Origin of the sequence: Embleya sp. NPDC050493 (assembly GCF_044458105.1) — a bacterium.
Classification (GTDB): Bacteria; Actinomycetota; Actinomycetes; order Streptomycetales; family Streptomycetaceae; genus Embleya.
The window spans coordinates 70853-85141 of record NZ_JBITHP010000013.1 but is presented as its reverse complement, the minus strand read 5'-3'; the positions used below and the strand labels follow the sequence as shown (position 1 = coordinate 85141).

The following is a 14289-nucleotide window of genomic DNA, read 5'->3' as shown; positions in this document are numbered from 1 at the left end:
GAAGTTAGGTAAGCCTAAGCTATCTTCCGAGGGTTCGTCAGGGTGCCCCCGGGACGAAGAAATCTCGATGGAGCGGAGCGGAACATGAGCGTGGCCGACGTTGCGGACCGACCGGCCTCGGATGCCGACCGGGCCGCGATCCGCGATCGGGTCCGGGCGAACCGGGACGAACTGCTCGCACTCAGCAGGCGCATCCACGCCCACCCGGAGCCGGCGTTCGCCGAACACCGGGCCGCCGCGTGGTGCGCCGACCTGCTGCGCGCCCACGGCTACGCGGTCACCGCGCCCGCGTTCGGCCTGGACACGGCCTTCGTCGCGAGCATCGGCTCCGGCCCGATCACCGTCGCGATCGCATGCGAGTACGACGCGCTGCCCGGAATGGGCCACGCGTGCGGGCACAACCTGATCGCGGCGGCCGGCGTCGGCGCGGCGCTCGCCCTCGGGCCCGCCGCGGACCTGCTCGGCCTCACCGTGCGCGTGGTCGGCACCCCGGCCGAGGAACGCGGCGCGGGCAAGGCGTTGCTGCTGGAGGCGGGCGCGTTCGACGGCGTGGACGCGGCGATGATGGTGCACCCGTGCCCGTTCGAGGTGGCCGAGTTCCGCTCCTTCGCGCTCGGCACGCTGTCCGTGGAATACCTCGGTACCGCCGCACACCCGAGCCTGAACCCGCACGAAGGCCGCAGCGCCGCCGACGCGCTGACGGTGGCTCAGGTCGCCCTGGGCCTACTGGGACGGCAGTTGCCCACCGACTGGCGCGTGCACGGCATCACCACGGCGGCCGGCACCTCGCCCAACGCGGTCCCGGACCGGGCCACCGCCGAATACGAGCTGCGCACCACCGACGCGGCCCACCTGGCCGAACTCCGCACCCGCGTCGAGGCCTGCTTCCGCGCCGGCGCCCTGGCCATCGGCTGCGAGGTCCGGCTGACCCGCCCCGAGCCGGACTACCTCGACTTCCGCACCGACCCGACCCTGATCGCCCTGTGGCGCGCCAACGCCCGGGAGTTGGGCCGCCCGGACCCGATCGAGCGACCCCCCTTCGCATGCACCGACATGGGCAACGTCTCGCACGCCATCCCCACCATCCACCCGGTCCTGGACATCACCGGCGGCACCTGCGGCCCCCACGAGCCGGCCTTCGCCGAAGCCGCCGTCTCCCCGGCCGCCGACCGCGCCATCCTCGACGGCGCCACCGCCATGGCCTGGACCGCCGCGGACTACGCCCTCCTGCGGCAAGGGGGCGGAGGGGGCGCGACGGGGGGATAGCGGCTCGGGATCGAAGCCGGCCCCGTCAGCCCTCCCGGCCGGTCGATCGGAGGCGTTTGCCGATCGTGGTCAGGAACGGCTCGTCCATCGAGGTGAAGGGGTGGTCGCGGACCATGTAGGTCCAGGTCGAGGTGGGGCGTTGGATGTCGGATCGTTCGGCGTCCAGGCCGGCTTCGGTGATGTGGGCGGTGTCCAGGTGCTCGGCGGCGGCCTCGCGGGCGCGGTCGATCAGCGGGACGAAGGCGCGTTGGGTCTCGGCGTGGAAGGCGTCGATCGGGTTCTGCCGGCCGAGGGCGCGCAGGTGGATGCCCTCGCGCAGGTCGGCGGTGCGGGCCAGGTGCTCGCTCCAGGCCGCGTCGAGGTCGTGCAGGAGGATCTGTCGGGCGGCCTCCGCCAGGACGGATTCGCCGACCGCGTCCGAGAGTTCGGCCCAGCGTTCGGGACGCAGGTCGGCCAGGACGCGGGCGGCCTCGTCGCCGTGCAGGACGCGGCGGCGCAGGTCGAGCACCTCCTCGCGCTGAAGCCGCAGTTGTCGGTTGTACCGCCACGTGGTGCGGTGCCCGTCGAGCAACGCGCCCTCGGCCACCCGCTGGACCTGCTCGACGTAGCGCCGCACCGAGGCATCGCGGATCCGCCCGTCGTCCTCCACCCGGGCGGATCGCGGCGGCGGGTCGGACGCGTGCCGGGTGATCGATTCGTCGTCCAGGCTGGTCAGGAAGACCGAAGTGCCCGGGTCGCCCTGCCGGCCGGCCCGGCCTCGGAGCTGGTCGTCCAGGCGGCGGGTGGCGTACCGGCCGACCCCGACCACGAGCAACCCGCCCAGTTCGGCGACCCGTTCGTGATCCGCGCCGTCCCTGCCACCGAGGCGGATGTCCGTGCCGCGCCCGGCCATCTGGGTGGACACGGTGATCGCCCCGACCGCCCCCGCGTCGGCGATGATCGCCGCCTCCCGGCTGTCGTCCCGGGCGTTGAGCACCGCGCAGTGCAGGCCCGACTCCCGTAGCGTCGCGCCGATCTGCTCGGACTTGGCGACGTCGCGGGTGCCCACCAGGATCGGCCGACCGGTGGCGTGCGTGCGCTCGATCAGGTCGATCAGTGCGGCATCGCGCGATGCCTCGTCGTGGTAGAGCCGGTCCGGTTCGTCGACCCGTACACACGGCACGTTCGGCGGCAGGTCGCCGGTCTCCAGGCGGTAGAACTCGCGCAGTTGCTCGGCCACGATCACGGCGGTGCCGGTCATCCCGGCGACGGTGGGATATCCGCCGATCAGGTCCTGGACGATCAACTGGTCCAGCACCTCACCGCGCGGCCCGACGACCAGGCCCTCCTTGGCCTCCACCGCCGCATGCAGCCCGTCCGGCCAGCGTTGGCGCTGCGCCAGTCGGCCGCGATTGGCGTCCACCAGGCGGATCCGGCCGTCCCGGACCAGGTAGTCCACGTCGCGGCGCAGCAACACGCTCGCGTACAGCGCCACGTTGATCTGCGAGAGCCGGGCATCCATGCCGAGTGCGAAGAGGTTGTCCACGCCCAGGGCGCGTTCCACCTCGGTCACGCCCGCGTCGGTCAGGTGCACGGTCATCCCGTCCGCCTCGGCCTCGAAGTGCAGGCCGTCGACCAGGCCCCGGACGACCCGGGCGGCCTCCGCCTCGTCCGAGCCCGCGGCCACCCCGCCGGCCAGGACGAGCGGGATCCGGGCCTCGTCGATCAGCACCGCGTCGGCCTCGTCGACGATCGCCACGTCCGGCTCGGGCAGCACCAACTCGGCGGCGGCGGTGCGCAATCGGTCGCGCAGCGTGTCGAAGCCCACCTCGCCGACCGCGACGTGCACGACGTCCCGGGCGTAGCCGGCCCGCCGCTCGGCGTGGGTGGATTCCTGGGTGACGTAGCCGGCCTGTACGCCCAGGAGTTCGTAGACGGGCCGCATCCACTCGGCGTCGCGGCGGGCCAGGTAGTCGTTGACCGACAACACGTGCACGCGCCGACCCCGGATCGCGAATCCGGCTGCGGCCAGCGCACCGACCAGGGTCTTGCCCTCGCCGGTGGCCATCTCCACCACCGTGCCGCGGAGCAGGCCCAACATGCCCAGGAGCTGTACGTCGAATGCGCGTTCGCCCAGGGCACGGTGGGCGGCCTCGCGGCCCAGTGCGCACAGTTCGACCAGGGCGTCGTCGTCCCAGGACGCCGCCGACGCCTTCCGCGTCCCGGCTTCGTCCCGCGCGGCGGCCCGGCTTCGCAGCACATCCACCGCCGCGCGCAGCTCGGCGTCGGTCAGGGCGCGCAGGGCCGGCTCGCGCTCTCCCGCGCGCCGGACCAGCGGGCGCAGGCCGGTCGAGCCCACCGTCCCGGGTCTGCCCAGGAAGCGACGTACGGACCGGGTGAGAGCACCGGACGAGCCCACTGGGCCTCCACTTCCGCGGGCGCGTGCACACCCGTGTCGTCGTCGACGTCTGGCGCGCCGGGCGCCACGCGACGCCGCTCGAACAACGAAGCGGGGTTCGACCCTGTTCCCCGCGCCACCGCGCCGGAAGCCGCCGATCCGGGCTCCTTGCCGGATAATCGCTGCGGAGATAGTCTCCGCATAGTGTAAATCGATGGACGTGTTCGCGGACGTCCCGGCGGACGTCGCGGTCGAACAGCGAACGAACAGTGCACGGCGAAACCGAACGAACCGGGAGCAGGCGCATCATGTGGACTCACGAGCACACGGTCGAGACCGAAGTCGGCGTCGAGGCGATCTGGGCCGTCCTCGCGGACCTCGACAACTGGGCACAGTGGGACACCTCGTTGGAGGCGGTCTCGCTGGAGGGCCCGTTCGAGGTCGGATCGCACGTCTCGATGACGCCCACCGGTCAGGATCCGATCCGGTTGCGAATCGTGGAGATCGAGGAGCACGCGCGCTACGTCGACGAGACCGAGTTCGGCGGCGTACGGCTGCGTTTCGGCCACACCCTGACCCGGCTGCCCGGCGGTGGCGCCCGGGTGGCGCACCGGCTGGAGATCACCGGCGCGGCGGCGGACGAGGTGGGTCCCGAGCTGGGCCCGGCCATCACGGTCGACTTCCCGGAGGCCATGGCCGCACTCCTGAACCGCGCGGCGGCGCTGCCGGCACCCCGCGGCTGACCGGCCTCGGGCCGGACGGACAACGGGTCGGCAGGCGGTTGGGCCCGCCGGGTCGGGCCGGCGGGGTCGGACGCGGGTCGCGGGCCCGCCGGTTTCCCGGTGCGCGCCGCGAGCCCGTGTCCCCGGGCCCGCGGCGCCGGCCGGTCAGTCGGCCAACAGTTCCGCGCGCAGCCGGGTCAGGATGCGGTTGAGCAGGCGGGACACGTGCATCTGGGAGATGCCGAGGCGTTCCCCGATCTGGGCCTGGGTCAGTTCCTCGCCGAACCGCATCGACACGATGTCCCGGTCGCGTTGCGGCAGCGCCGCCAGCAGCGGCTTGAGCACGTGCAGATTCTCCGCGATCTCGAAGCCGGGATCGACGAAGGAGGACCGTACGGCGTAGCTCTCGGCGGGGCCGTCGTCCCCGGCCGGCGCGTCCAGCGAGGCGGCCGAGTATCCGGCGGCGGCGGTCAGCCCCTCGGTGACCTCCTCGACGCTGAGACCGAGTCGCTCGGCCAACTCGGCGGGCGTCGGCTCACGGTCGAACTCGCACGTGAACGCGTCCCGGGCGCGGGCCAGTTCCAGGCGCAGTTCCTGAAGTCGGCGCGGGACGTGGACGGCCCAGCTGGTGTCGCGGAAGAAGCGCTTGATCTCGCCCGAGATGGTGGGTATCGCGAAGGTGGGGAACTCGGTCCCGAACGACGAGTCGAACCGGTCGATCGCCTTGATCAGGCCGATCGTGCCGACCTGGACCATCTCCTCGGTGGATTCGTGCCGCGAGCGATAGCGGGCGGCCACGAACCGAACCAGAGGGATGTTCAGTTCGATCAGCGTGTTGCGCACGTACTGGTACTCGTGCGTGCCTTCCTCCAACACCTTCAGCCGGTCGAAGAGCACCTTGGACATCGCTCGCGCGTCGCTCGCGGTGACCTCCGACATGTCTTCGACGACCGGCAGGTCGACCACCGGCGGTTCGGCCGCCGACGGCGCGACGGGAGGAGCGGCGTAAACGGCCTCCGCGGCGGCAGTGGAAGCGGTCGTGGCGCTCGGGTTCATGGTCGGCTTCCCCCTCTTGGTCGTACCCGGTGCGTGGTGTTCGGTGCCCGGGCATAGTGCCCCGCCCGTTTCGGAGTACACCCGTTCGGCGTAATTTCTTGTCGCCCGGGCATGTCCGGGCGCATCCGAGCGGGGCAGAGTCGGGCAAAGACGGACAGAACAGGCAGGCCGGGCTTCGGGCAGACCCGCGTCCGGCGGGACGCAGGCACGGAGCGGGCGCAGGTGGTCCGCGCAGCCGCCGCCGGGCCTGATCCTACGCGCGCGTCGCGCTCGATCGCCCCAGCAGCACCCACAGCAGGAACGGCCCGCCGAGCACCGTACCGACCACGCCCACCGGAATCTCGGCGCCGTCCAGCAGGATGCGGCCGAGCATGTCGGCCAGCACGATCAGGATCGCGCCGACCAGCATCGAGCCCAGGATCGGCACCCGCAGCGGCCCGGCCAACCGGCCGGCGATCACCGGGGCGGCCAGCGCGACGAAGCCCACCGGCCCGCAGATCCCGACCGCCAGTCCGGCCAGACACACCGCCGCGATCAGGCAGACCAGCCGGATCCGGGCCGGATCCACGCCCAGCGAGGCGGCGGTGGAGTCGTCGAAGCGCAGCACGTCCAGTTTGCGGCCGAGCACGAGCGCGAGCGGGACCAGTACGGCCAACCCGATCAGTACCGGCCCGGCCACGTCGTAACCGCGCCCGTTCAGGCTGCCCGAGCTCCACACGTACAGCGCGCTCGCCGAGTTGAGCGAGCGTCGGGACAGCACCACCTGGGTGATCGCCGAGGCCAGTGCGGACAGCGCGAGCCCCACCACCAGGACCCGGTAGCCGCGTTGGCCCAGGCCGCCGGCGACCGCGGTGACCACCAGGACGGCGACCATCGCGCCGATCGGCCCGGCCCACCACGCGCCGAAGCTGCCGCTCGCACTGAACGTGACGGAGATCAGCACGGCCGCGGTCGCGCCGTCGTTGACGCCCAGCAACTCCGGGGTGGCCAGCCGATTTCGGGCCAGGGTCTGGGTCAGGCAGCCCGCGACGCCCAGCGCCGCGCCCGCCGCCACGCCGGCGATGATGCGACCGAGCCGGAACTCGCGGACCAGCAGCACGTCGAAGTGGTCGCCGTGGCCGAAGACCGCGTTGAACGTGCGGACCAGGCCCAGTTCGCGTTGACCGGAGTACACGGACAACACGATCGCGCCGAGCAGGGCGACGGCGAGCACGACCGTGGTCAGCACGGCCCGGCTGGGCAGCAGCAGGGACAGGGCGCCGCGACGCAGCACCAGGTGTTCGGGCAGCGTGCGCAGCCGGCGCGGCAGTCGGGCGGCCACGGCCGGGCCCAGCCGCCGCAGTGGCGAGCGCCGACCGCCGGTGCGGCCGGCCGGTTCGGCTGTGGCCGGATCGGTCAGGCCCAGCGCGCCCAGTCGTCGGGAGCGGACCACGCCGATCAGCAGCGGTGCGCCGATCAGCGCGACGATCACCGACACCGGCGCCTCGAACGGCCGGGAGACCACCCGCGCCGCGACGTCGGCGGCGGTCAGTACGGCCGCGCCGATCAGGGCCGCGAAGCACAGTTGGGCCGGGATCCGCGGGCCGACCAGGGTGCGGGCGAGGAAGCCGGCGAGCAGGCCGAGGAAGGAGATCGGGCCGACCAGGGCGACCGAGGACGCGGTGAGCAGGGTGACCGCCAGGGCGACCAGGACCCGGGTCGCCGCGGGGCGGTGGCCGAGGCTGCGGGCGAGGTCGTCGCCGAGCACCAGGGCGGACAACGAGCGGGAGGTCAGCAGCGCGATGGCGAAGCCGACCGCGAGCACCGGGGCCAGGCTGCCGAGCGCCTCGTAGCCCTGGATGCCGGCCAGTGAGCCGAGCACCCAGAAGCGGAAAGTGTCGTACGCCTCGGCCGAGTTGACGATCAGTACGTTGGTGATGCCGCCGAACGTCGCGCTCAGCGCGGCGCCCGCCAGGACCAGCCGCATCGGCGAACCGCCGCCGCGCTGCCCGGAGATCAGCAGCACGAGCAGTCCGGCGACGGCCGAGCCCGCGAACGCCCAGAGCAGGTAGCCGTATCCGGTCTGCACACCGACCAGGGTGATGCCGAGTACGACGCCGAGCGAGGCGCCGGCGTTGACGCCGAGCAGGCCGGTCTCGGCCAGCGGGTTGCGGGTGACCGTCTGGAGCAGGCATCCGGCCATACCCAGCGCGGCGCCGGCGAGCAGTGCGGTCAGTGTGCGGGGGAGCCGCAGGTCGCGGATGACCAGGGTCAGGTGGGTGTCCGAGCGCGCGCCGCCCCGGTCGAAGAGGTAGTCGAACGCGCCGCCGAAGCCGACCTCTCCGGCGCCCACCGAGAGCGAGACGCCGGCCAGCACCGACACCGTGGCGATCAGTGCGATCCCGGAGAAGAGCACCGTGCGCCGGCCGTGCGGGTTCCTCGACAGGGCGTCGGGGCGTTCGTCCGAGGGCGGCTCGGGCGTCGCGTCGGCGGGATCGCTCGGAGGATCCGCCGAGTTTCGCAGAATCGGCTGATGCACAGTCATAAGGTGAGGCTAACCTAAGCATCGAGGGCTCTTCGAGGTGCCCGGAAGGGGTCGTCCTGCGGACCGGCGGCGCCTTGCACCTCTTCCGAGCCTGCGCCGCGAGGGATGCATCCCCGGGAGAAATCCGGCCACTTGTCGAGGTTCGGGTGATTCGAGGATGTCCCCGGCCACCATCGACCGAACATGCGAAGTTAGGTTAGGCTCACCTAAACTCCGACCCCGGAGTCGTGTTTGCCGAGGGGATTTTCGTGCACCCATCAGACCTCGCCGGCCGCGTTGCGGTGGTCACCGGCGCCGCCCAGGGCATCGGTGCCGCCGTCGTCCGGGCCCTCGTCGACCACGGCGCGACCGTCGCCGCCACCGACCGCGACCCGGTCGGCGTCAAGAAGTCGACGGCCGACCACGGCACGGACGCGGTGGTCGCCTACCCGCTCGACGTCACCGACGGCCCGGCGGTCACCGCCACCGTGGCCGCGATCGAGCGACACCTGGGGCCGATCGCCATCCTGGTCAACGTCGCGGGCGTGCTGCACACCTCGCCGGTGAGCGAACTCACCGACCGGGCCTGGGCGGACACGTTCGCGGTCAACAGCACCGGGGTCTTCCACACCAGCCGCGCGGTGGCCGGCCCGATGGCCGCACGCGGTGCGGGCAGCATCGTCACGGTCGGCTCCAACGCGGCCGGCGTCCCGCGCACCGGGATGGCGGCGTACGCGGCGTCCAAGGCCGCCGCGACCATGTTCACGATGTGTCTGGGCCTGGAACTCGCGCGCAGCGGCGTGCGCTGCAACGTGGTCTCGCCCGGCTCCACCGACACCCCCATGCAACGCGCCCTGTGGACCGACGCGGACGCGCCGCGGCGGGTCCTCGACGGCGACCTCGCCAGCTACCGCACCGGGATCCCGCTGGGCCGGATCGCCGACCCGGCCGACATCGCCGAGGCGGTCGTCTTCCTCGCCTCGGATCGGGCCCGGCAGATCACCATGCACAACATGTACGTCGACGGCGGCGCGACGCTGCACGTGTGACGGACCCTCGGCACCTGCGCCGGGCCCGACCCACACCGTCCCGCCCGGCTCGGCGGACACCCCCGCACCCGCACCGGTTCGACCCGGCTCTTCGAACGAGCCACCGCACGCCTCCGCAGCACCCCGCCGGAGAATCAAAGGAGCCTCAGGTGACCACCCCAGAAGCCACCGGCCTCGCCACAGTGGGCGCGGCGACCGCGCTGCTCGACGCGTATCGACCCGGCAGCGCGCGCTTCTTCGCCTCACCCACCCGCACCCTGCTCGCACACGGGGTGCAGGCCGAAATCGGGCACGACGAGCGGCCGTTGACCACCCGGGTGGCGCAGACCCTGGCTGCGGCGAGCCCGGTCGGCGGGCGCGGCCCGATCGTGCTCGGTGCCGTTCCGTTCGATCAGCGCGAGCGCGCCGCGCTGGTGGTCCCGGAGGCGGCCGGCTGGGGACCGCCGCTGTCCGCCGACCCGCTGATCGCGCTGGCCGCGCCCGAACCGGCCGCAACCGCATGGGACATCCGACCCGTGCCGGCGCCCGAGGCATACGGAGCGGGCGTGACCGAGGCGGTCCGGCGGATGCGCGCCGGCACGCTGGACAAGGTGGTGCTGGCCCGCACCCTGGAACTGCGCTCCGCCGAACCGCCGGACATACCCGTGCTGTTGCAGCGACTCGCTCGCCGCGACCCGCAGGGCTACACCTTCGCGGTGCCCGGAGTACGCGCCGGCAGCACGCTGATCGGCGCCAGTCCCGAACTGCTGGTCTCCCGCTCCGGCCGAAACGTGCTGGCCAACCCGCTGGCCGGCTCCGCCAAGCGCAGCACCGACCTGGCCGAGGACGTGCGCCGCGCGACCGGCCTGCTGGAATCCGAGAAGGACCTGCACGAACACGCCGTCGTGGTGGCCGCGGTGCGCGCCGCGCTCGCACCGTTGTGCGAGACGCTGGAGGTGCCCGAACGGCCGACCCTGGTCTGCACCGCCGCGATGTGGCACCTGTCCACCACCGTCACCGGCACGCTGCCGGCCCAGGACCCGGCCTCCGCCCTGGAGTTGGCCTGCGCCCTGCATCCGACCCCGGCCGTGTGCGGCACCCCGACCGCGACCGCCCGGCGCACCATCGCCGACCTGGAGCCGTTCGACCGCGGCCTGTACACCGGCATGGTCGGCTGGGGCGACGCGGACGGCGACGGCGAATGGGTCGTCACCATCCGCTGCGCCGAGGCGGACGCGGACACCCTGCGGCTGTACGCCGGCGCCGGCATCGTGGCGGCCTCCTCGCCGGAGGCGGAGATCGCCGAGACCGAGGCCAAGTTCCGTACCTTCCTGCACGCCGTGGCAGGCCGCTCGTGAGCGCCCCGATCCCCGTGCCCGCACCCACCTGGCCCGCCGAGTTCGCCGAGCGCTACCGGGCCGCCGGGTACTGGCGCGGCGAGACGTTCGGCGGCATGTTGCGCGAGCGCGCCGGCGCACACCCGGACCGGATCGCCATCGTGGACGGCGACCGCCGCTGGAGCTACGCGGACCTGGACGAGCGGGCCGACCGACTCGCCGCCGGGCTGCTCGCCCGCGGGATCGGCAAAGGCGACCGGGTGGTGGTGCAACTGCCCAACGTGGCCGAGTTCTTCGCCGTGGTCTTCGCGCTGTTTCGGATCGGCGCACTGCCGGTCTTCGCGTTGCCCGCACACCGCGAGACCGAGATCGCCTACTTCTGCGCGTTCACCGAGGCGGTCGCCTATGTGATTCCCGACGTGTCCGAGGGCTTCGACCACCGGGCGCTCGCGAGCAGGGTGCGTGCCGACCTGCCCGCACTGAAGCACGTCCTGGTGGTCGGCGACCCCGGCGAACACACCGCGCTGGCCGACATCGAGCGCGACCCCGTGGAGCTCACCGACCCACCCGGACCGGACGAACTCGCCTTCCTGCAACTGTCCGGCGGCAGCACCGGCGTGCCCAAGCTGATCCCGCGCACGCACGACGACTACATCTACTCGCTGCGCGGCTCCAACGAGATCTGCGCGGTGGACGCGGACAGCGTGTACCTGTGCGCCCTGCCCGCCGCACACAACTTCCCGCTCAGCTCGCCCGGCACGCTCGGCGCGCTGTACGCGGGCGCCCGCGTGGTGTTGTGCCCCAGGCCCACCCCGGACGTGGCGTTCGCCCTGATCGAGCGGGAAGGGGTGACCATCACCGGGGTGGTCCCGCCGCTCGCGCTGGCCTGGACCGAGGCAGCCGAGCGCGGTGGCTTCGACCTGAGCAGCCTGCGCGTACTGCTGGTCGGCGGCGCGAAGTTCAGCGAGGAGGCGGCCCGACGGGTCACCCCCACGATCGGCTGCACGCTCCAGCAGGTCTTCGGCATGGCCGAGGGTCTGGTCAACTACACCCGGCTGGACGACCCGAACGAGCTGATCGTCACCTCACAGGGCCGACCGATCTCGCCGGACGACGAGATCCGGATCGTCGACGACGCCGACACGGAACTGCCCGAGGGCGCGACCGGTCACCTGCTCACCCGCGGGCCGTACACGATTCGCGGCTACTGGAACGCGCCCGAGCACAACGCGAGATCCTTCACCGAGGACGGTTTCTACCGCACCGGGGATGTGGTGCGCCGGCTTCCCTCGGGCCACCTGGTGGTCGAGGGCCGGGCCAAGGACCAGATCAACCGCGGCGGTGAGAAGGTCGCGGCCGAAGAGGTGGAGAACCACATCCTCGCCCACCCGTCCGTGCACGACGCGGCCGTGGTCGCGGTACCGGACGCCTACCTGGGCGAACGCACCTGCGCCTACGTGATCCTGCGCACCGGGGCCGCGCCGCTCAAGCCGGTGGCGATCCGCCGCTTCGTGCGCGAACGCGGTCTGGCGGGCTACAAGGTGCCCGACCATGTCGAGTTCGTCGAGACGTTCCCGTATACGGGCGTCGGCAAGGTGAGCAAGAAGGACCTGCGCGCGGCGATCGCGGCCGGACTGGCCGGGGCCGCGGGACCCGGCGATTCCCCCGGGGTGGCGGACACCCCGGGGGCGGTCGACTCCGCGGGGTTCGTCGACTCCCCGGGGCCGGCAAATTCCGCCGAACCGGGCGGTACGACGCACTGATTCGGGCGATTCACCCTGTTTCATCCTCTCCTGAAAGGCCGTCATGGCACTGCCGAACATCGCTCCGTACCCGATGCCGGACCCGGCCGAGCTGCCGGGCAACCGGGTCGACTGGGTCGTCGACCCGGCCCGTGCCGTGCTGCTCGTCCACGACCTGCAGAACTACTTCCTGTCCGCATTCGCACCGGACGCCTCACCGGTCACCGAATTGCTGGCCAACGTCGCCCGGCTCAAGGACGACTGCGACCGACTCGGCGTGCCGGTGGTCTACTCCGCGCAGCCCGGCGGCCAGACGGCCGAACAACGCGGCCTGCAACAGGATTTCTGGGGACCCGGACTCCCGGACGACCCGCACGCGGCGGCGATCGCACCGGCCGTCGCACCCGGCCCGGCCGACACCGTGCTGACCAAGTGGAAGTACAGCGCCTTCGTCCGCACCGAGCTGCGCGAGTGGATGCGCGAACTCGGTCGCGACCAGCTGGTGATCGTCGGGGTGTACGCGCACATCGGCGTGATGACCACCGCGTGTGACGCCTGGATGCAGGACATCCAGGCATTCGTGGTGGCGGACGCGGTGGCCGACTTCACCTCGGACAACCACCGGATGGCGCTGCAATGGGCCGCCGCGAACTGCGCGGTGGTCACCGACACCGAGTCGCTGTTCCGTGGGAAGTAGACCTGACATGGCCCTGACCCTGGACATCATTCGCACCGACGTCGCCGACATCCTCGGCGAGGATCCGGCGGACATCCCCGACGACGAGAACCTGGTCGACTACGGCCTCGACTCGGTGCGGGTGATGGCCCTGGTGGAACGTTGGACGCGCGAGCACGGCGTCACCGTGGACTTCGCCGACCTCGCGGAACGGCCCACCCTGGAGGGGTGGGCCGAACTCCTGTCGCCCAAGGGGTAGTCGGTCGGCGGCCGGGCCCGGGCGTTCACGGACGAGTCGGATCCGGCGCGCACAGGGCGTGGTCGATCAGTGCCCGGGTCGCCGCGTCCACCCGCGCGCCGCCCGCCTCGTCGTTCTCGTCGACGCCGTTCTTCACCACCAGGACGGCGCGCCGACCGTCGGCCGTGACGCCGTTCTCGCTGGAGAAGCCCAGATCGTCGCCACCGTGGTGCCAGTAGCGCCCGCCGCAGCTCGACTCGGTGCTCTCCAGGCCCAGGCCGTAACCGCGCCCGGGCTCGTCGGGGATCGCACGGGTGTGCTGCATCTCGGCGAGTTCGGCGGGGCCGAGCAGCCGACCGGAGAGCAGCGCGACGAAGAACCGGTCGATGTCGCCGGGCGTGCCGTACATCGCGCCCGCCGCGTCGGCCACGGTGTGGTTGAGCACCGTCGTGTCGGTGGGTCGGTCGTCACCGGCGAACGTGTGCTCGGCCTGCGCGTGCGGACGAGGAAGATACGGATCGTCGCCCGGGACGCGGGTGTCGTGCAGGCCGAGCGGTCGCAGGATCCGGTCGCGCACCTCGTCCCCCCACGACCGGCCGGTCACCCGCTCGACGATCATGCCCACGAGCACGTAGTTGGTGTTCGAGTAGGCCCACGCGGTGCCCGGCTCGAACCGACTCGGCAACGTCAGCGCGGCGGAGACCAGTTCGTCGGGCGAATAGTGCCGGAAACGGTTCTCCCGGTAGCCGCGCGCGGAGTACAGACCCGGGACGGCGGCCGGGATCGCGGTGTAACCCGGGATGCCGCTGGTGTGCTGGAGCAACTGCCGCAGGGAGATCCGGCGACCGTCGTTGCCGTTGCCGCGCACCACCCCCGGCAGCCAGGTCTCGATCGGCTCGTCCAGCCGCAGCCGCCCCTCGGCCACCAGTTGCAGGGTGACGGTGGCCACGAACGTCTTGGTGGTGCTGCCGATCCGGTAGTAGCCGTCCCGGGGCAGCGGTCGGCCGCTGTGCGATTCGGCTTCGCCGCTGCGGGTGGTGCGGACCGTGCCCGGTGCGGTGTAGCGCACGGTGACGCCGATCGCACCGGCGGCATGGATCGCGTCGGTGTCGCGTTGGAGACGGGACGCGGGCGGGTCGGAAGGCGTGTTCGGCGCGGCCGCCGTGGTGCCGGCGAGCACGACGCCGACGGCGAGGAGACATGCGGCGCGGAGCCCGGAACGCGATGTCGGGGTGGGTAAGTTCGGCACGGATTGCCTTCCTGTCGGGCGGCGCCGAGGTGGTTCGACGGCGGTGGTGACGTGGTTCGGCATCGGTGGTGACGTGCTGCGGCGGCGGTGCGGAC

11 protein-coding genes are annotated in these 14289 nt (G+C 72.4%); 7 read left to right on the top strand and 4 right to left on the bottom strand.

The annotated features are described in order from the left end of the window. Positions 1-84: 84 nt before the first annotated feature. Positions 85-1266 (top strand): amidohydrolase, encoded by a 1182-nt coding sequence (locus tag ACIBM5_RS24530; RefSeq protein WP_396008773.1) that lies wholly within the window; start codon positions 85-87, stop codon positions 1264-1266. Between the two features lie 25 nt (positions 1267-1291). On the opposite strand, the gene secA2 is transcribed toward ACIBM5_RS24530, so the two are convergent. Beyond that, positions 1292-3664, bottom strand: coding sequence for an accessory Sec system translocase SecA2 (gene secA2 / locus ACIBM5_RS24525; RefSeq protein ID WP_396008772.1), 2373 nt, complete (start codon positions 3662-3664; stop codon positions 1292-1294). A gap of 287 nt (positions 3665-3951) precedes the next feature. On the opposite strand from secA2, the gene ACIBM5_RS24520 reads away from it, so the two are divergent. Continuing rightward, positions 3952-4386, top strand: a complete 435-nt coding sequence (locus ACIBM5_RS24520) for an SRPBCC family protein (protein WP_396008771.1) — start codon at positions 3952-3954, stop codon at positions 4384-4386. A gap of 144 nt (positions 4387-4530) precedes the next feature. Here the strand turns inward: ACIBM5_RS24520 and ACIBM5_RS24515 are convergent, their stop codons facing one another. Continuing rightward, entirely contained in the window at positions 4531-5421 is an 891-nt protein-coding gene (locus tag ACIBM5_RS24515) for a SigB/SigF/SigG family RNA polymerase sigma factor (RefSeq protein ID WP_396008770.1), read from the bottom strand. A gap of 253 nt (positions 5422-5674) precedes the next feature. After that, a complete protein-coding gene (fhuB, locus tag ACIBM5_RS24510) occupies positions 5675-7945 on the bottom strand; it encodes a Fe(3+)-hydroxamate ABC transporter permease FhuB (RefSeq protein WP_396008769.1) in 2271 nt (756 codons plus the stop codon). 248 nt (positions 7946-8193) lie between these two features. Between fhuB and ACIBM5_RS24505 the strand changes: the two genes are divergently transcribed. The 5 genes from ACIBM5_RS24505 (at position 8194) to ACIBM5_RS24485 (ending at position 12966) form a co-directional block, all read left to right on the top strand. After that, on the top strand, positions 8194-8973 hold the full coding sequence (locus ACIBM5_RS24505; protein ID WP_396008768.1) for a 2,3-dihydro-2,3-dihydroxybenzoate dehydrogenase: 780 nt from the start codon (positions 8194-8196) through the stop codon (positions 8971-8973). Positions 8974-9122: 149 nt separating this feature from the next. Further along, positions 9123-10310, top strand: coding sequence for an isochorismate synthase DhbC (dhbC, locus tag ACIBM5_RS24500; protein ID WP_396008767.1), 1188 nt, complete (start codon positions 9123-9125; stop codon positions 10308-10310). Further along, positions 10307-12052, top strand: coding sequence for a (2,3-dihydroxybenzoyl)adenylate synthase (locus tag ACIBM5_RS24495; RefSeq protein WP_396008766.1), 1746 nt, complete (start codon positions 10307-10309; stop codon positions 12050-12052). Before dhbC ends, ACIBM5_RS24495 begins: the two co-directional genes overlap by 4 nt. Before the next feature lie 43 nt (positions 12053-12095). Further along, positions 12096-12728 (top strand): isochorismatase family protein, encoded by a 633-nt coding sequence (locus ACIBM5_RS24490; protein WP_396008765.1) that lies wholly within the window; start codon positions 12096-12098, stop codon positions 12726-12728. Between the two features lie 7 nt (positions 12729-12735). After that, positions 12736-12966 carry a phosphopantetheine-binding protein gene (locus ACIBM5_RS24485; protein ID WP_396008764.1) on the top strand — a complete coding sequence of 77 codons (231 nt, stop codon included), beginning with the start codon at positions 12736-12738 and terminating at the stop codon, positions 12964-12966. A 25-nt stretch (positions 12967-12991) separates the two neighbouring features. On the opposite strand, the gene ACIBM5_RS24480 is transcribed toward ACIBM5_RS24485, so the two are convergent. Next, complete coding sequence (locus ACIBM5_RS24480) at positions 12992-14194, bottom strand: serine hydrolase domain-containing protein (protein WP_396008763.1); 1203 nt, start codon at positions 14192-14194, stop codon at positions 12992-12994. Positions 14195-14289: the final 95 nt, after the last annotated feature.